Source organism: Pseudomonas sp. E6002, assembly GCF_013385565.1.
Taxonomy (GTDB): Bacteria; Pseudomonadota; Gammaproteobacteria; order Pseudomonadales; family Pseudomonadaceae; genus Aquipseudomonas.
In genome coordinates this window covers 133,051-150,584 of the sequence record NZ_JACAPT010000024.1, presented here as the reverse complement: position 1 = coordinate 150,584, position 17,534 = coordinate 133,051, and the positions used below count along the sequence as shown (strand labels likewise).

The 17,534-nt window shown below is 61.9% G+C and carries 14 protein-coding genes; 6 read left to right on the top strand and 8 right to left on the bottom strand.

Annotated elements, in window-relative coordinates:
- Window positions 1-386 precede the first annotated feature (386 nt).
- The 4 genes from HX815_RS20650 to HX815_RS20635 all read right to left on the bottom strand — a co-directional run bounded on the left by HX815_RS20650 (window position 387) and on the right by HX815_RS20635 (window position 4,485).
- Window positions 387-1,454: an ABC transporter ATP-binding protein gene (locus tag HX815_RS20650; protein ID WP_008430152.1), complete on the bottom strand. Its 1,068-nt coding sequence runs from the start codon at window positions 1,452-1,454 to the stop codon at window positions 387-389.
- A gap of 5 nt (window positions 1,455-1,459) precedes the next feature.
- Entirely contained in the window at window positions 1,460-2,251 is a 792-nt protein-coding gene (locus tag HX815_RS20645; RefSeq protein WP_008430153.1) for an ABC transporter permease, read from the bottom strand.
- 28 nt (window positions 2,252-2,279) lie between these two features.
- A complete protein-coding gene (locus HX815_RS20640) occupies window positions 2,280-3,215 on the bottom strand; it encodes an ABC transporter permease (protein WP_008430156.1) in 936 nt (311 codons plus the stop codon).
- Between the two features lie 109 nt (window positions 3,216-3,324).
- A complete protein-coding gene (locus tag HX815_RS20635; RefSeq protein ID WP_177019768.1) occupies window positions 3,325-4,485 on the bottom strand; it encodes a PotD/PotF family extracellular solute-binding protein in 1,161 nt (386 codons plus the stop codon).
- 759 nt (window positions 4,486-5,244) lie between these two features.
- On the opposite strand from HX815_RS20635, the gene HX815_RS20630 reads away from it, so the two are divergent.
- Entirely contained in the window at window positions 5,245-6,336 is a 1,092-nt protein-coding gene (locus tag HX815_RS20630) for a thiamine pyrophosphate-dependent enzyme (RefSeq protein ID WP_177028801.1), read from the top strand.
- On the opposite strand, the gene HX815_RS20625 is transcribed toward HX815_RS20630, so the two are convergent.
- Window positions 6,327-7,193 (bottom strand): helix-turn-helix transcriptional regulator, encoded by an 867-nt coding sequence (locus tag HX815_RS20625; RefSeq protein ID WP_032899479.1) that lies wholly within the window; start codon window positions 7,191-7,193, stop codon window positions 6,327-6,329. The two genes, HX815_RS20630 and HX815_RS20625, sit on opposite strands and share 10 nt — an antisense overlap.
- Window positions 7,194-7,632: 439 nt before the next feature.
- Here HX815_RS20625 and HX815_RS20620 point away from each other — a divergent pair, with 439 nt between their 5' ends.
- From HX815_RS20620 to HX815_RS20600, 5 genes are all read left to right on the top strand, one after another.
- Window positions 7,633-8,799: a Gfo/Idh/MocA family protein gene (locus HX815_RS20620; RefSeq protein ID WP_177028800.1), complete on the top strand. Its 1,167-nt coding sequence runs from the start codon at window positions 7,633-7,635 to the stop codon at window positions 8,797-8,799.
- A 64-nt stretch (window positions 8,800-8,863) separates the two neighbouring features.
- Window positions 8,864-9,895 (top strand): glycoside hydrolase family 3 N-terminal domain-containing protein, encoded by a 1,032-nt coding sequence (locus HX815_RS20615; protein ID WP_177009789.1) that lies wholly within the window; start codon window positions 8,864-8,866, stop codon window positions 9,893-9,895.
- Complete coding sequence (locus tag HX815_RS20610) at window positions 9,882-10,922, top strand: glycoside hydrolase family 3 N-terminal domain-containing protein (protein WP_102605571.1); 1,041 nt, start codon at window positions 9,882-9,884, stop codon at window positions 10,920-10,922. Before HX815_RS20615 ends, HX815_RS20610 begins: the two co-directional genes overlap by 14 nt.
- On the top strand, window positions 10,906-11,787 hold the full coding sequence (locus HX815_RS20605) for a sugar phosphate isomerase/epimerase (RefSeq protein WP_177019764.1): 882 nt from the start codon (window positions 10,906-10,908) through the stop codon (window positions 11,785-11,787). The genes HX815_RS20610 and HX815_RS20605 overlap by 17 nt, the downstream gene beginning before the upstream one ends.
- Before the next feature lie 49 nt (window positions 11,788-11,836).
- Window positions 11,837-13,423: a GMC family oxidoreductase gene (locus HX815_RS20600; protein WP_134326920.1), complete on the top strand. Its 1,587-nt coding sequence runs from the start codon at window positions 11,837-11,839 to the stop codon at window positions 13,421-13,423.
- Between the two features lie 312 nt (window positions 13,424-13,735).
- Here HX815_RS20600 and HX815_RS20595 read toward each other — a convergent pair whose 3' ends face one another.
- From HX815_RS20595 to xylF, 3 genes are all read right to left on the bottom strand, one after another.
- Entirely contained in the window at window positions 13,736-14,872 is a 1,137-nt protein-coding gene (locus tag HX815_RS20595) for a sugar ABC transporter permease (RefSeq protein WP_177028799.1), read from the bottom strand.
- A complete protein-coding gene (gene xylG / locus HX815_RS20590; RefSeq protein ID WP_134326919.1) occupies window positions 14,873-16,432 on the bottom strand; it encodes a D-xylose ABC transporter ATP-binding protein in 1,560 nt (519 codons plus the stop codon).
- A 68-nt stretch (window positions 16,433-16,500) separates the two neighbouring features.
- The gene (gene xylF / locus HX815_RS20585) at window positions 16,501-17,502 is read right to left on the bottom strand and encodes a D-xylose ABC transporter substrate-binding protein (protein WP_177028798.1); all 1,002 of its coding nucleotides are present in this window, start codon (window positions 17,500-17,502) and stop codon (window positions 16,501-16,503) included.
- Window positions 17,503-17,534 lie beyond the last annotated feature (32 nt).

The window sequence follows — 17,534 nt, the reverse complement described above, 5'->3', positions numbered from 1 at the left end:
TTTTGATCTTGATCTGACTGCCCCAATAAGCCCGAGGCCGAACGCAGGTATTGCGCAGCGGGTAAACCGGCAGGACGCCGGTTTAGCCGCGCCGGGCCATGGATGGCCCGTCGCGGCGGCCCGCGGAGCAATGCCGGAGTGAGGGAACGCCGAGCCTAGGCGAGGCGCCGACAGGCGGGGCAGAGCCCTAATGAGATGGTCAGCCCGGCACGGGCCCCCGGTAAATCTAGACTTACCGGAGGGCCCACTTCCCGCTCAATAAAACCGACCATTACTCTCTTCCCCCCGGGCAAAAAAAACGCCAGACCAGCCTCCCGTGAAAGAGCGCATGATCCAGCGTAAAAATGAACCTCGGCTGCTTCAGCCAGGCCCCATGTTCAACCCCTTCAGACCGGAATCACCACAAAGCTTTCCGGTTTGCAGGTCAACGCCACATTCGTACCCGGCGGCAGTGCGTGGCTGCCGGGAGTCGGCAGTTGCTGGCATTTGAGATCAAGCGTGCCACCGGCCACCTCCACGCGGTAGATCACCCGATTACCGATAAACGAAGTGTCCTTGACCTTCCCGGCAAACGCACCGTCGGCCAGTGCGGCGCCCAGAGCCGGCTCAAGGCCGATGGTTTCAGGCCGGATCGACACATTCACCGGCCCTGCACCCACGCCGCTTTTAGCCGTATGGGCATAACGCCCAAACGGCAACTCGACCACGCCACCCAGCCCATACGTGCCGTTGACGATATTGGTATCGCCGAAAAACCTGGCGGCAAACAACGTGCGCGGCGACCAATACATCTCCTGCGGCCCGCCGATCTGCTCGATGCCACCCTTGTTCAGCAGTACCACACGGTCCGACAAGATCATCGCTTCGTCCTGGTCGTGAGTCACATACACAAACGTGGTGGAAGTCTCTTCGTGGATGCGCTTGATCTCGTTAAGCATGTGATGGCGAATCTTCAGGTCCAGGGCCGCCAGCGGCTCGTCCAGCAGCAACACCGCCGGGCGATTCACCAGCGCGCGGGCCAGGGCCACACGTTGCGCCTGCCCGCCACTGAGCTCGGAGATCCAGCGGCTCTTGAAGCTTTCCAGTTGCACCAGTTCCAGCGCCTTGTTCACTTCACGCTTGATCTCATCCTTGGGCTTCTTCTTCAAACGCAACCCGAAGGCCACGTTGTCGAACACGTCCAGGTGCGGGAACAGCGCGTACTTCTGGAACACCATATTCACCGGGCGGTGTTCAGGCGCCAGGGCGGTGGAGTCCTTGCCGTCGATCACCACTTTGCCGGTGGTGGGCTCTTCGAAGCCGGCAATGATCCGCATCAGGGTGGTCTTGCCGCAGCCACTGGGGCCGAGCAGGGTCAGGATCTCGTTGCGTTTTACCGTGAGGTCGACTTTGCCCAGGGCAGTGAGGTTGCCGTAGCTCTTGGAAATCCCGGTCAGTTCAATACTGTTGGTCATGGTGATTACTCTGCAGTTTCAGCACGTTCAAGTTCGAGGCGGCGACGACGCAAGGTCATGACCAGGCCGGCAATGGCGATGATGGCGATGGTCACCACCAGCATGAATACCGAGGCGGCATTGATGGTGGGGCTGACGGCGCGGCGCATCATCGAAAGAATCATGAGGGGCAGCGTGGTGTCGCTGCCGGTGACGAACACGGTGATCAGGAATTCATCCATCGACAGCGCCACCGCGAGGATCGCGGCGCCGGCAATGGTTGGCCCGATGATCGGCAGCGTCACCAGCCAGAACGCTTTGAGGGGCGAGGCGCCGAGGTCACGCGCGGCCTCCTCGAACGACAGGTCGAAATACTCCAGCCGTGAGCGCACCGACTCCACGAAGAACGGAAAGGTGAACAGGGTGTGGCCGATGATCACCGTCAGCAGCGAGCGGGGCAGGCCGACCAGTGAGAAGAAAATCACCAGTGCAATCCCCAAAAACAAACCGGGCAAGGCGATGGGGGCGAAGTTCATGAACGCGAACACCGCTTTCACCCGGCCTTTCATGCGCATCAGCGCCAGGGCCGAGAACGTGCCCAGCAGCGTGGTGAGAATCGCCGAACCGGCGGCGACGATCGCACTGTTGGTCAGGGCTGTCATGAAGTCCGAACTGCTGAACAGCGCCTCGTACCAGCGCGTGGAAAAACCCTCGAACGGGAACGACAGCGAGGCGGACGAGTGAAAGCTGAACAGCGCGATAATCGCGATGGGCGCGTAGAGGAACAACATGTAGACGTAAGTGAATAACCGGATCATGGCGAGTTACCTTTTTTATGAGCGGCAGTCAGTCGTGGTAACGCTTGCCGGGTGCCAGGTTGGCTGCGCGCAACACCCCCAGCAGCAACGCGTACACCAGCATGAACACGATCAACAGCAGATAAGCCATCGCCGCACCGAGTGGCCAGTTACCTACCGAGCGGAACTGGTTGGCGATCACCAGCCCGGTGGTCATCGCATCCCGGCCGCCCAGCAGTTGCGGGGTGACGTAGTCGCTGGCGGCCAGCACGAAGGTGAACATGAAGGAGCTGACGATGCTCTTGTGGGCCATCGGCATGATCACCCGCCACAGAATGGTGACACCGCCGGCGCCCAGGTCGGCAGCGGCCTCCAGGTAGTCCTTCTTGATGTCCCGCAGGCCCGACACCAGCAGCAACAGGGTGAAGGGCAGCATGATGTGCACCAGGGTCAGCACCACGGCGAACTTGCTGAACACCAGCCACTCCAGCGGCTGGTCGATCAGGCCGAAGTGCAGCAGGGTGGAGTTGATCACGCCGTTGGTGCCCAGGATCGAGCGCCATGCGTAGACCCGTACCAGGTAACTGGAAAACCACGACACCAACGCCAGGTACAACACGGCGTTGGAGCGTGTGCGGTACACGATGTAATAGGCCACCGGTGCACTGATCACGGTGGAGAGCAGGGCGGTCCAGAAGCCGTTTTGCAGGGCGATCCACAGCGAGTCATAAAACCCGCTGGCGCTCAGGGCCTTGGCATAGTTGGCCAGGGTGGCGGCGGGCTCCATGCTGAAGGTCTTGGCGGTCCAGAAACTAGCAATCAGCAACAGTGCCGACGGAACCAGAAAGAACACCACCAGAAACAGCAACGGCGGCGACGCCAGCCAATACCCGCTGAGGGTTCTCTTATCCATCTTCACGTGTTTACCGACCCTTGAATCGCCGTCGTCCAGGGGCATGGACTCGGTGTTGTTGACTACGGTCATGATGAGGTTGCCTTTGCGTTTTTATTCGAGAGTCAGGGCGCGTTGACCCGTGGGGCGCGTGTTGATGAACACCCACCCCACGGTTGCCAGCGCCGGCGTGCCAAGCGCTCTAGAACGAGCCTTTGAAGTTCGCCCACTGATCGATCCATTCCGCATAGGTCACATACTTTTCGGAGCTCAGGGGCGGTTGGCCATAGAGTTTGGATTTCTCGAAGAAGCTGTCGAGGTTCGCGTAGTCAAAGGTGTTTCTCAGGTCCTCCGGCAGCAGCGGCACGGCCTTGGGGTTGACCACGCCGGAGAACATCGTGGTTGCCATCTTGGCCTGGATGTCGGGCTCCAGGGTCTTGTTGATGAACTCCAGGGCCAGGGGAATATCCTTGGCGGTTTTCGGGATGAACAACGCATCGCACCACAGCGCTGCGCCTTCGCTGGGCACCGACAGGGCAGTGGTCACGCCACGCTTGATGGTTTCGCTCGGGGTGTTGGCGGAGGCCGAGAACACCGCGTCCACTTCACCCGATACCAGCAGCGATACCGCGTCACCCGACGAAGCCGCGAACACGCGGCATTGATCACGGTACGGCTTGAGTTTTTCAAAGGCGTCGTTGAACTCGGCGCGGGTCAGGTTGGGGTACTTGTCGCCGTAGCCGGCGATGGTCGCGATCAGCGACCAGTTCGAGGTGCCGTCATCGACAAAGGTCAACTTGCCCTTGAGCTTGGGGTCCAGCAGGTCGGTGTATTGGGTGGGCTTTTTGACGTTCTTGGGGTTGTAGATGATGGTGTTCATCCCCCACAGCAACGGGATGCCCCATTGCTTGCCGTCCCAGTACCAACGGCTGCCCTTGTAGAACAGCGCGAGGGTATTGTCGGCGGAATAGTTGGGGATCTTCGTGGTGTCGATGGCCTTGAGCAGGCCCATTTCCTGATAGATCTTTTCGTAGCCCAGGGCGTACATGGTCAGGTCGAGTTGCACCGGATCGGAGCCTGCCAGCCGGGCGGTGATGTCGTCCTGGTTGCTGGCATAACTGGAGCGCACGGTAACGTTGCGTTGCTTGCGCCAGTCGGCGAGTTCGGCGTCGCCGGTTTCGCCTTCCCAGCCGAGGATTTCCAGGTGCCCGGTGGTGGCGGCAAATGCGCTGGGCACGAACGAGCCGAGGTACAAGCCTGCGGCAGAGGCGGCAGCGCCCAGCAGGAACGAGCGTCGTTTCAAGCTGAGGGAATTGAAGTCAATGCCGGTCAAACCATAACCCGTCTCTATTTCTTTTTTCATTTCGAGTTCCTGCCTGGGTGGTGGGTGCAAATGTTGAGCGACTTGCAAGGCATGGGCCTGGTGTCGATGCCAGGTGCGTCCTTTTGTATGCAGTCAGTTGGATCGGCAGTGTTATGGCCAGCATTGATTCCATGCTGCTGGGGAGGGTGGTAAGGCCTCCACTGTTCCGATTGACTCTTCCTTGGCGGGGCGACGCACGCTTATTCCGGGCTGCAGGGTGTTGCGGGCCTGAAGCGGTGCGCCCAGCGCTTGATAGGCTCGGCTTGTTGTTTTCATGGGTTGAGTATTGAGCGGGGAGGCGGGGGGCTCAATTTCGCAGGGGGGTTAAAAGCGACGCACTCTGACGCATTGGAGTGACCTAAGCGGCGCACGTGGGGGGCCAGGGGTTTCTGGGGGGATCCGTAGCAAGAGCACGGCGGCCTGAAAGCCGACCTGCAGGTTAGAAACCAGAGCAGAAGCAGAGCGGCTTTTCTGTAGGCGCTGGCTTGCCTGCGATGCAGACAACTCGGTACATCAGACACACCTGGGCGATGCCATCGCTGGCAAGTCAGCTCCCACATTTGACCGTGCCCGCTTTAGCTTTTGATTTGGCTTCTAACACTCAAGCCGGCCTGCAGGCCGCTGTGCTGTAGTGAGCCCCAATATCTGCGTCAATCTGCGTCTCTTTTACCCAAGGTGCGAAATTGAGCCCACCCCGCACCAGGCGAATACTCCAAGCCTGATCCCGGCCCAGACGCCGCGCATTCGCTGGAGTATCGAGTGAAATTCACAGGTGGCCAAATCATCGCCAAGGCACTCAAGGCCAACAGTGTCGACTACGTAGCCGGGCCCCCGGGCGACGGCGCCCGGGCCCTGGTGGAAGCGCTGCTGACCCCGGGCACCGACATCCCCTTTATCCACGTCATCCAGGCCCACAGCGCCGTGCACCTCGCCGACGGCTACTACCGTGCGTGCGGTCGCCCCATGGCCGTCGTACTCACGGGCCCCCTGGGCATCCCCTCAGCGCTGGGAGCCCTCGCCACCGCGCACCAGGACGCCTGCGCGCTGCTGGTTATCAGTAACGCCCAGCCCGAAACGATAGCCGCCAACGTCATGAAAGATCACGCGACGGTTTCGACACTACAACAGCTACCCCAAGCCCTGCGCCAAGCCTTCGACACCATGCTGAGCGCCCATCCCGGCCCTGTCAGCCTGTCCATTGACGACGCCCTCCAAGGCGCCTCCACCAACGCCAGCCTGCCACCCGCCACCCTGCGTGCAGAACCCCAACCCACCCCGCGTAAAATCAGCGTACTGCGCGAAGGCCGCGCCTCATCCTCCGTGCTGGAAAACGACGCGATCCTCGTCTTCGGTAGCGGCCCCACCCAGCCCATGGCCCGCAAAATGTTCCCGGTGCATTACCCCGGCAGGCACTTGTGCGCCGGCAACCCCGCCACCCTCGGCTGGGCCGTCCCGGCAGCGATCGGCGCCAAGCTCGCCATGCCCGCCCGCCAGGTGGTCTGTGCCGTGGGCAGCCGGGATTTCCTGCAGTCGATGCAAGAGATGGCCGTGTGCGTGATGCACAGCATTCCGGTGGTATTCCTGGTCTTCAACAGCAACGGTGACGAAGCCCTGGGCGACGTACAGACGTCGCCCATCGAGCAACACCGGGCCGGTGAATTCAACCTGCCGGATGGCAAACCCTATGCCCCGGACTTCGCCGGCATCGCCCGAAACTTCGGCCTTGAAGCCTGGCGCGTGGAACACGCGTCACAACTCAACGCGACCCTCGTCAAAGCCCTCAACAGCAAGGGCCCGTCGCTGGTTGAAATGATGACGGCACGCCAGCCCCTGCAGGTCCCTCAGTCCTGACCGCCCCAGACGATGGTGGCGTTGTCGCCGGTCATGTATTCACGTACGTCCAGCGGGATCGACTGGTCGCTGGGCAACAGCACCGTTGCATTGCGCAAGTGGTGCTTGCGGATCTTGCCCTTGTCCACCAGTCCCAGCGCCATGCGCGTGGAGAAGGGCTGGCGGAACGAGGACGACGCCACACCCGTCACCAACCCATAGAGAAAACGGATCGGCCGACGATGCTGCGGCGTCAGGATCGAGAACGTCATTTCGTTACGTTGCTTGCCTTCGAAATCCACCATGAACAGGCGATCGCCCAGCAGCAGGCAGAACCCGTGGTAGGTGAATGAATACCCGATCTTGCCGCTGCCATCGCGCAGCGGAAAGCGCTCGACGGTGACGTACTGCACCATCGAGTCGGCGCGGTACAGGCAGGTGACCGAACGCAGGATCCGGCCCTTGTAGATCGATGAATTGTGGTAGCGGTAATACACCCCCAGATAGTCTTCGAGCACGTCAGCCGACTGCTTGGCCAGCGGCAGGAAATGATTGAACTGCTCCGAAGCCCGCAAGCCGGTCGGCAGTTCGTTTTCATAGCCTTCATAGAACTTCTTGAACTCGGCGGGCGGGCGGAAGAGGTCTTCGGCTTCCATCATGAAATAGCGGCCGATCTTTTGCAGAATCTTCTGCGACGGCACGTGCTGGCCCACCAGGTACTTGTTGAACTGCTGGCGGTTCACATCAACTTTGCGGCACATGTCGGCCACCGACCGGCAGGACTCCACCAGCGTGCTCAGGTTCTTTTGCACATTGGCCTGCAAGTCGCTGCGCGCCTGCTGTCGCTCGGGGTGGGAGGTGGCGGCGGCTAATGACAGAGGCGATGAGTCCGGGCGGCTGGGCATTATTATCTCGATGTACTTGGCTGGGTTAAGGCGCCAGTTATTAAAGTTATAGCGCAGTTATCGAATAACCTTGGGCATAACCGTAATAACCGTTTAAGCGTTTGAAACTTCCGATCATTACCAAAGCATCTTTCATGCCGTTTGTTTAAGTTCAAACATGAAGTTTGAGCATAACTGAATGCGTCAGATTGTAAGCGCTTTTGCTGAAGGTTCGGCGCCAGTGCGTTGTGGTTTTCACGGGTCAATCGTGACGGTGGCGGTCCGCCCAGTAACACATTCGATAGCGACGGGTAACACCCCGTGCTGCGCAGGAGTGCTTCAGTCCGCGTCAGGTATCGCCAAGGGTGCGAAATGGTGGAAACACCGGTCACCCTTGATACTCGGGCCAATGCTTTTTGCGGAGGATTGGGCGATGGCAAGGTTGACCGGCGACATTCCCGGAAAGAGGCGACTCAAGGTCGGCATGGTCGGCGGCGGGCAGGGCGCTTACTTCGCCAGTTACCACCGCGCCGCGATGCGCCTGTGTAATCGCTTCGATATCGTCGCCGGCGCTTTCTCTGCCGACGCGGATAAATGCCGCGAGGCGGGCGCAGCGCTCACTATTGAACCCGAACGTATCTACTTGTCGTTCGAGGACATGGCGGCCGCCGAGTCTCGCCGCCCCGACCCGATCGAGGCGGTGGTTATCGTGACGCCCAACCACTTGCACGTCGAACCGTGCCGGTTGTTCCTGGAGGCGGGCATCCCGGTGATCTGCGACAAGCCCCTGGTCAACCACCCTGACGAAGCCCATGAGTTGGCGAGCCTTGCCGAGCGCCATGGGACATTTTTTGCGCTGACCTACACCTACCAGGGCTACCCGATGGTCAGGGACGCCCGCAGTCGCATCCAGGCCGGCGAGCTGGGTGAGCTGCGCTTCCTGTACGTCGAATACCTGCTGGAGTGGCTGGCCCCCGGCGTGTCCGGCTTGAGCAATAGCCTGGCGTGGCGCGGTGACCCGCAAAAGGCCGGCCCCACCGGCGCGCTGGGAGACGTCGGCACCCACGCCTTCAACCTGTTGGAGTTTCTGTCCGGGCAGTGCTGCACCCAGCTCAACGCCAAGTTGACCAGCGTGGTGCCGGGTTGGGGCCTGGACGATACCTGCGTGGTGCAACTGGAATTCGACGGCGGCGTGGATGGATTGTTGTGGGCCAGTTTCGCCGCGCCCGGGCATCGCAACGGCTTGCGCTTCAAGGTCGTCGGCAGCCTGGCTTCGCTCGAATGGTGCCAGGAGTCACCGGAAACCCTGTTGTTCACGCCCACTGACGGTGCAGACCGCATCTATCGGCGAGGCCAGTCCGACAACAGGCCGCAGACGCTGACGTTCACCAGCTTGCCGGCGGGCAATACCGAAGGTTATCTGGAAGCGCTGGCCGTGCTGTACGCCGACTTCGCCGAGGCCCTGGACGCCGGGGCGCAATGGCGCACAGCGACCAGCGTCCCGTTGCCGGATATTCACGAAGGCGTGCGCGGGGTGTTGTTGTCCCAGGCCAGCCTCGAATCCCACCAGCAGCGGGCCTGGGTGCCTTTCCCGCGGTAATTGATTTCATACGTGGCACCGCTGCGCATCCAACGACTCACCCAAACGCTGTTGAGGAAAAACAATGTCAAGCGAACTGCATCGCGCCGCGTATTCGGTACTGCTTCCCGCATTCGGGGATTTGCACCTGGACGACAATGTGCGCCGTTACCTGAGCCGTGGTGGTGTGTCCCTGTTGCTTGGGGAAACCCGGGATGAATACGTGGGCCGAGGCATGAGCCCGGCGCGCAAGGCGGCCGAGTCCAAAGCCGATTTCATCAGTATCGTCAAGGAAGCCACGGCGCTGGCGGGCTCTGCGGTGCTGATCGCGGTAGACCAGGAACTCGGCGGAATCGAACGCCTGCACCAACTGGTCCCGGCGGTCGCCACCCGGGCGCAGCTCCAGGACCTCGGCGCCGAGGACCTCGAGCAACGTTGCTTCGAGATGGCCGCCGCGGCCCGTGGGCTGGGTGTGAATCTCTTCCTGGCGCCCATCGTGGACGTGGTCACCGGCGTCAATCCATGGCTGCACAACCGGCACCTGGGCGCGGATCCAGTGGAAGTCAGCCGAGTGTCCTGCGCGTTTATCCGCGGGGTGCAGCGCGCGGGTGTGATCGCCACTGCCAAGCACTTTCCCGGGCACTACGTCACCGAGCACGATCCGGCCATTGCCGAAGCCACCGTGCCGGGGCCGCTGGAATTGCTGCATGACAATCTTGAAGTGTTCAAGCAGGTCATCGCCACCGGCGTAAAAGCCGTCATGCCTGGCCCGGCGGTATTTCCTGCGATTGATGCGCAGCAGTCGGCGTCCACCTCGTCGAAGGTCATCGGCGTACTGCGTGACACCCTCGGCTTCGAAGGCCTGATCATTTCCGATGACCTGGACGCGGTGTCGATACTGCGCGGCAACACCATCCCCGACACCGCCGTAGCCTCCCTGGTGGCCGGTGCGCACCTGTTGCTGGTGTCCAGCGAGTCAGGCCTGGACAGCATCGCCGAGGCGATTGTCGCCGCCGTCCACGAAGGCACCCTGGACCGCCAGGTTCTGTTGGACGCCGCTGCCAAGGTTCGTCAACTGGCAATCGCCACCCAGGAAACCAGCCATGAGCGCGAATGACCGCAAGGCCTACGGCGTACTGTTCCCGGTATTGCTGGACGTGCAGATGACGGATGACGTGCGTCGGTTCCTCGGCAATGGCGGGCGCAGCCTGTTGTTTGGCGAGACCGGAGAGGAATACGTCAGCGGAAAAATGAGCGCCAGCCGCCTGCAAACCGAAACCCTGGACATCTGGCAGCGTTTTACCGGCACGGCCACCGAACTGGGTGGGCCGCTGCTGCTGGCAGCCGATGCCGACATCTCCGCCGTGCACCGCTTGCAAGGGGTGACCCCGGCGCTGCCGGAGCCCGATGTGGCCCGGGCGATGGATTGTGCGGCGCTGGAGCAGGCGTGCTTCAAGGTCGCCACCGCCGCGCGGGCGACCGGGGTCAACCTGCTGCTGTCGCCGACGGCGGATGTGGTCGGCGGCCGTAATGTGTGGCTGGCGGGGCGCACGCTGTCGGGCGATGTCCACCAGACGGCGGCGATGGTCGGTGCGTATGTGCGCGGCGTGCGGCGGGCCGGGATGGCCAGCACCCTGAAGCACTTCCCCGGGCACCCGGTGCTGTTTCAGCAGCCGTCGACTGAAACGGCGGTGGTCAGCGAGTCCATGCAGCAACTGCGGGCCTTCTGGCCCGGGTTTCAGGCCGGGATCGACGCTGGCGCCGATGCGGTGATGATGGGCCCGGCGATATTCGCCGCATGCACACCGCCCACGGCAGCCTCGGTGTCGCCTGAATTGATCGGCGTGTTGCGCCAGGAGTTGGGCTTCAAGGGGCTGGTGATGACCATCGACCTCGATCACCGCTCAACCATCGGCCAGATGTCCCTCGGCGAGGTCGCAGTGGCCGCGCTGAATGCCGGGGCCGACTTATTACTGATTTCCGCAAAGGCTATGCCCCACGTACCGCAGATCGTTCGGGCGATTGTCGCCGCCGTCGCCGAGGGCCTCTTGCCCCAAGCGCGGCTGGACGCCGCGGCGTTGGCCGTTGGTGCCTTGGCTGATCGCTGTTCAACCGTAGGAGCGCCATATGGCAACCCAAAATAACGTCCTCGCCCTGCATTCCACCGTTGCGAAACACTCGACCCTGGCGATGGATATCGACATCGCCCGGACGCTGGGTTTTGACGCGCTGGAGATCAACAGCGGCAAGCTGGAGGCGTATCTGCAGGCCGGCTATACCGAGTCAGAGCTTCAAGCACTGCTCAACGACGTGCCTGTCACCGGCATCGGCTACCTGCGGGATATCGAACGCCAGGGTGACGAGCGTGACGACCTGTTCAAAGAAGCCCGGCGGCTATTTGAGCTGGCCAATCTGGTGGGCGCCAAAGGCGTGCAGGTCCTCACCGGTCCGATCAATGTACAGGCGGTGATTGATTTTCAGGCGATCGGCAAGAGCCTGCATTACTCAGGCTTGCTGGGCATGGATCAGGCCGAACAATACGCCCGCACGGCAAGCAACCTGGCGGAGTTGGCCGATGTGGCCAGGCAATACGGTCTGCTGCTCTACCTCGAAGCCTTGTCCTGGACGCCACTCAACACCCTGGATCACCAACTGCAGCTGATTGAACGCACCGGGCGCAGCAACGTGAAGATGGTGATCGACTATTGGCATTGCTTTACCAGCGGCGTGACCCCTGCGGACGTCGCCCGGCTCGACAAGGACGTGATCTACGGCGTGCATGTCTGCGACTCACTGGCCTTCGAAGGCGGTATCCCGAATGAGGAGGTGCTGCGCGATGTGCCCACCGGCAGCGGCGTGCTCGACCTGGTCGAGTGGACCGCCGCGGTAAAGGCCACCGGGTACGCCGGGTGGTGGAGTTGTGAGTTGTTCTGCAAAAAACAGCAGCAGCAAAACAGCTACGCCGTCGCCCAACAATTGAAGACGCTGTTAACCGGCCTGGTCGGTTGATAACGCGCGTTTCGACACTGGCTGAATACTAAAAAGATCTGAGGTTGTCATGGTGGATTTCATCGTAATCGGGGGCGGCTCCACGGGCTGCACAGTCGCATCGCGCCTGAGTGAGGATGCGGGAGCGTCGGTGGTGCTGTTCGAGGAAGGCCCGCGGGATCGCAGCCCTTACATCCATATTCCCGGCGCCTACTACAAGACCGCCCAGGGCCCGCTGCTCAAGCGTTATGCGTGGGAGCCGACCGAGGACCAGCACCGCAGCGAAACGCCGACCATGGTCCAGGCCAGCGTGCTCGGGGGCGGCAGCTCGGTGAATGCGATGATTTATATCCGTGGCGTACCCGCCGACTACGACGGTTGGGCCGAACAGGGCGCCGCCGGGTGGTCGTATAAAGACGTGTTGCCGTACTTCAAAAAGGCCGAGGACAACGAGCGGTTCTGCAACGAGGTGCACGGTGTCGGCGGGCCGTTGGGGGTGTCGGACCCGATCAATATCCACCCCTTGACCAAAGTCTGGCTGCGGGCCTGCCAGCAGTTTGGATTGCCCTATAACGAAGACTTCAACTCGGGCCAGCCCGAGGGCTGCGGGCTGTACCAGATCACCGCCAAAAACGGCTTTCGCAGCAGTGCCGCCGTGGCCTACCTGGCGCCGGCCAAGTCGCGCAAGAACCTGACGGTGAAGACCGGCTGCCGGGTGCTGCGTATCCTGATGCAGGGCAACAAGGCCGTCGGCATCGAATACCTGGAGAAGGGCGTGCGCCAGGTGATGCACGCCGACAAGGAAATCATCCTGTCCTGCGGCGCCATCAACTCACCCCGGTTGCTGATGTTGTCGGGGATCGGGCCCGCTGAGCAGCTGGAAAAACACGGGATCAAAGTGGTTCAGGATTTGCCCGGTGTGGGGCAGAACCTGCAGGACCATATCGAAATTTCACTGGTGTATGAGCTGACCGGCCCCCACAGCTATGACAAGTACAAAAAACCCTGGTGGAAGCTTATGGCGGGGTTGCAGTACGCGTTGTTCCGGCAAGGCCCGGCGGCGTCCAACCTGATTGAAGGCGGGGCGTTCTGGTGGGGCGACAAGACGGCGGTGCACCCGGATATCCAGTATTTCATGGTGGTGGGCGCGGGCATCGAAGAGGGTGTGGATTCGGTGCCCGGCGGCAATGGCTGCACGTTGAACCTGGGGCAGATACGGCCAAGGTCCAGGGGCTATGTGGAGCTTTACTCCGCCGACCCGATGTCCCCGCCGCGCATCGTGCCCAACTACTTTTCCGATCCGTACGACATTGAAAGCCTGGTGGACGGTTGCCTGGTGGGCGAACAGATCATGGCCCAGGCGGCCTTCAAACCCTACGTGGCTCGTCGGCATGTACCGGAACCCACCGTGCGCTCGCGCGAAGCGATGAAGCAGTTCTGTCACGAGGAAGCCCACGCCGCACTGCATCCATCCGGCACCTGTCGCATGGGTGTGGATGAGCGGGCGGTGGTGGGGCCGGACCTCAAGGTGCATGGCATCGAAGGGCTGCGGGTGGCCGATGCGTCGATCATGCCGACCCTGATTTCAGGCAACCCCAACTCGGTGTGCATCATGATCGGCGAAAAAGCTGCCGACATGATCCGGACCGCCCGATAGAGTTGCCCGGGCGGTAACACCAGCCTCTTTTTGGGGCAGGCTCAGGCGCCGATCAACCACAGCGCGAAACAGCTGCCGAGGGCCAGCAGCCCAAGGGCGATGCCAAGCTTTGCCTGCAGTTCAAGGGGCATTGCCCTAGGGTCCGGATGTTTGTCCATGGAATCAACGGACTGTACGCGGCCGTTGATCATCTGAGCGGTTGCAAAGAACAAACTGTGCATGGCATGTGCCTCGTGGGTCGTTTCTGCTCAAGTCGAGGCCGATATCGGGCCCCTGCTTGTCAAGAGCAAGCTCCATGCCATTGCCCCAACCTCAACGACGCCCCGTCCGTGTACTCACATCCACCCACACCGCCAGCACCAGGATGCTGCCCTTGACGATCATCTGCCAGTAGCTGTCCACGTCGAGCATCGACATGCCGTTGTCCAGGCTGCTGATCACCAGTGCGCCGAGCAGGGCGCCGTACACCGTGCCCGAACCGCCGCGCATTGAAGTACCGCCGATAAAGCACGCCGCGATAGCATCCAGTTCGCCCATGTTGCCCGCCGAAGGTGAACCCGCCGCCAGGCGCGCGGTGTTGACCAGCCCGGCGAGGGCGCACATCACGCCCATGATCCCGAAGATCCACAGTTTGACCGCCTGCACGTTGATCCCCGACAGGCGCGTGGCCTCCATGTTGCTGCCCACCGAGTAGATGCGCCGGCCAAAGACGGTCTGGCTGGTGACGTAACTGAACACCCCCAGCAGCACCAGCAGAAGCAGCACCGGCACGGGAATGCCGTCGTAGCTGTTGAGGGTGTTGACGAAGCCGGCCAGCACGAAACCGATCAACACCACGCGCACGCTGTCGCGCAGCATCGACGGCAGCGCCAAGCCGTGCAGGGCGCGGTTGTGGCGTTGGCGCCAGGTCAGGAATATCGCCAGCCCGAACAGCAGCACGCCGAGAGTCACCCCGACCACCGTCGGCAGGTAACCCTGGCCGATGTACACCAGTTGTGGCGAAACCGGTGCAATCGTAGTGCCGCCGGTAATGCCCAGCAGCACCCCGCGAAACGCGAGCATGCCGCCCAGGCCGACGATGAAGGAGGGGATGCGCAGGTACGCGGTCATGTAGCCGTTGCCCAGGCCAATCAGCAAGCCACAGAGGGCGACGATGGCCAGGTTCAGCGGCAGGGGAATGTGATAAACCACATCCAGGATCGCCGCGACGCCGCCGAGCAAACCGAGCATCGAGCCCACCGACAGGTCGATCTCGCCGCTGATGATCACCAGCACCATGCCGCAGGCCAGGATGCCGGTAATGGACATCTGCCGCAGCAGGTTCGACAGGTTGCGCGGGGTCAGGAAACCGCCTTCGGTCTGCCAGCTGAAAAACACCCAGATCAGCACCACGGCGATCAACAGGGCGAGCATTTTGTAGCGGGTGAAGAGCTGTTTGACCTGGTTCATTTACGCGGACTTCCGATCATTATTATTGTCATGCCCGTTCGGTTGGCTGAGGGCGGCGGCGAGCACCTGTTCCTGGGTCAGGCCCTGGTTGATAAAGTCGCCGCGCAACTGGCCCTCGCCGATCACCAGCACCCGGTCGGAGACCCCCAGCACCTCGGCCAGCTCCGAAGACACCATGATGATCGACACGCCTTCGGCCGCCAGCGCACCCATCAATTTGTAGATCTCATATTTGGCGCCCACGTCCACGCCACGGGTCGGTTCGTCGAGGATCAGCACCCGGGGTTTGGTCAGGAGCATCTTGGCCAGTACGGCCTTCTGCTGGTTGCCGCCGGACAGGCTGGTGATCGGCAGGAACGGGTTCGCCGTCTTCAGGTGCATGCGCTTGATTTCCTGCTCGACGCTGCCCAGTTCCGCCTCGGCATCGATGCGCGTCAGGTGCGAGAAACGGTCCAGCACCGCCAGGGTGATGTTTTGCCCAACGCCCAGGTCCGGGACGATGCCCTGGCGCTTGCGGTCTTCCGGGACCATGCACAGCCCGGCGCGAATCGACTTCAGCGGCGTGCGTGTATCAATGGGCTTGCCATCCAGCCACACCTCGCCTTGGTAGCGCCCGGGGTAGCTGCCGAACAGCGCCGACACCAGTTCCGTGCGGCCGGCGCCCACCAGCCCGGCGATGCCGAGGATTTCGCCACGGCGCAGGCTGAACGAAACATTGTCCACCCGCTTGCGGCCCGGGTTGTCGACGTCGTAGCAGGTGACGTTGCGCGCCTCGAACAGCACCTCGCCGACCGCATGGGGTTCGGTGGGGTAGAGGTTGCTCATCTCACGGCCGACCATCTGCGTGATGATGCGCGACACGTCCATCTCGGCCATGGCCGTGGTCGCGATGTGTTTGCCGTCGCGGATCACCGCGATGGTGTCGCAGATGGCCGAGACCTCATCGAGCTTGTGGGAGATGTACACGCAGGCGACGCCCTTGGCCTTGAGCCCACGGATGATGTCCAGCAGCACCTCGATTTCCGAGCGGGTCAGCGCCGAGGAGGGTTCGTCGAGGATCAGCAGGCGCGCCTGCTTGTTCAGGGCCTTGGCGATTTCCACCAGTTGCTGGTAGCCGCCGCCGTATTGCGAAACGGGCAGGGCGACGTTCATGTCCGGCACTTTCAGCTCGCGCATCAGGGCTTCGGCACGGTGCATCATGGCGGGGTAGTTCATGCGCCCGCCGGGCAGTGTCAGCTCGTGGCCCATGAAGATGTTTTCGGCCACCGAGAGGTCGGGTACCAGGGTCAGTTCCTGGTGGATGATCACGATGCCGCAGGCTTCGGTTTCGGCGATGGAGTGGGCGCGCAACGGCTGGCCGTCCCAAAGGATTTCACCGTCCCAGGTGCCATGGGGATACACCGCCGACAGCACTTTCATCAGGGTCGATTTGCCGGCGCCGTTCTCGCCGCACAACCCTACGCATTCCCCGGGTTTTACCTTGATGTCGATGCCATTCAGGGCTTTGACGCCGCCGAAGGTCTTGACGATGTTGTTCATTTCCAGCAGGTAGTCGGACATGGCGGGCACTCATTCCACAGCGAAAAGGCAGGAGCGGCCTCAAACCGCCCCTGCAGTGAGCCGTACGCTTACTGCCCGGCGATTTGCGCTTTGGTGTAGAACCCGTCTTCTTCCAGCACGTTGACGTTGTCCTTGGTCAACGCGGTCGGCTTGAGCAGGATGCTCGACACCTGCTTGCTGCCGTTGTCGTACTGCGAGTTGTAGGCCGGTTTCTCGTCACGCACCAGTTGCACCGAGAGCTTGGCCGCCTCGGACGCCAGCAGCTTCAGGGGCTTGTAGACGGTCATGGTCTGGGTGCCGGCGATCACGCGCTTGATCGCGGCCAGGTCGGCATCCTGGCCCGAGACCGGCACCTTGCCCGCGAGTTTTTGTGCCGCCAGGGCCTGGATCGCGCCGCCGGCGGTGGCGTCGTTGGAGGCGACGATGCCGTCGATCTTGTTGCTGTTGGCGGTCAGGGCGTTTTCGACAATGCTCAGGGCTTCGGTGGGGTTCCATTCCTTGACCCATTGCTGGCCGACAATCTTGATGTCGCCCTTGTCGATCGAAGGCTGCAGCACCTTCATCTGGCCCTGGCGCAGGATCTTCGCGTTGTTGTCGGTAGGTGCGCCGCCCAGCAGGAAGTAATTGCCTTTAGGCTGCGCGCTCAACACGCCCTGGGCCTGCATCTCGCCGACCTTTTCGTTATCGAAGGAGATGTAGGCGTCGATATCGGCATTCAAAATCAGCCGGTCGTAGGACAGCACTTTCACCCCGGCTTTCTTGGCCTCGGCCACCACGTTGTTCAGCACCGTGGCATTGAACGGCACGATCACAATCACGTCGACGCCCCGGGAGATCAGGTTTTCGATCTGCGAGATCTGCCGTTGCTCGTTGGCGTCCGCCGACTGCACGTAGACCTTGGCCCCCAGTTGCTCGGCGGCGGCGGTGAAATAATCGCGGTCGCGGGCCCAGCGTTCAAGGCGCAGGTCGTCGATGGAAAAGCCGATTTTCGGGTGGGCCGCGTCAGCCATGACCGAGTTGGAAAGCAGTGCCAGAACGCTGGTGAGCAAGACGGTTTTCAGGTGTTTCATGATGGTGAGTCCCTTTTATTGTTGTTTAGACG

Bases quoted from the DNA above. Each gene is read 5' to 3' on its own strand.
- HX815_RS20640 (WP_008430156.1), bottom strand. From the start codon at position 3,215: ATGACCGTAGTCAACAACACCGAGTCCATGCCCCTGGACGACGGCGAT.
- HX815_RS20645 (WP_008430153.1), bottom strand. From the start codon at position 2,251: ATGATCCGGTTATTCACTTACGTCTACATGTTGTTCCTCTACGCGCCC.
- HX815_RS20615 (WP_177009789.1), top strand. From the start codon at position 8,864: ATGTCAAGCGAACTGCATCGCGCCGCGTATTCGGTACTGCTTCCCGCA.
- HX815_RS20595 (WP_177028799.1), bottom strand. From the start codon at position 14,872: ATGAACCAGGTCAAACAGCTCTTCACCCGCTACAAAATGCTCGCCCTG.
- xylF (WP_177028798.1), bottom strand. From the start codon at position 17,502: ATGAAACACCTGAAAACCGTCTTGCTCACCAGCGTTCTGGCACTGCTT.
- xylG (WP_134326919.1), bottom strand. From the start codon at position 16,432: ATGTCCGACTACCTGCTGGAAATGAACAACATCGTCAAGACCTTCGGC.
- HX815_RS20610 (WP_102605571.1), top strand. From the start codon at position 9,882: ATGAGCGCGAATGACCGCAAGGCCTACGGCGTACTGTTCCCGGTATTG.
- HX815_RS20650 (WP_008430152.1), bottom strand. From the start codon at position 1,454: ATGACCAACAGTATTGAACTGACCGGGATTTCCAAGAGCTACGGCAAC.
- HX815_RS20620 (WP_177028800.1), top strand. From the start codon at position 7,633: ATGGCAAGGTTGACCGGCGACATTCCCGGAAAGAGGCGACTCAAGGTC.
- HX815_RS20605 (WP_177019764.1), top strand. From the start codon at position 10,906: ATGGCAACCCAAAATAACGTCCTCGCCCTGCATTCCACCGTTGCGAAA.
- HX815_RS20600 (WP_134326920.1), top strand. From the start codon at position 11,837: ATGGTGGATTTCATCGTAATCGGGGGCGGCTCCACGGGCTGCACAGTC.
- HX815_RS20635 (WP_177019768.1), bottom strand. From the start codon at position 4,485: ATGAAAAAAGAAATAGAGACGGGTTATGGTTTGACCGGCATTGACTTC.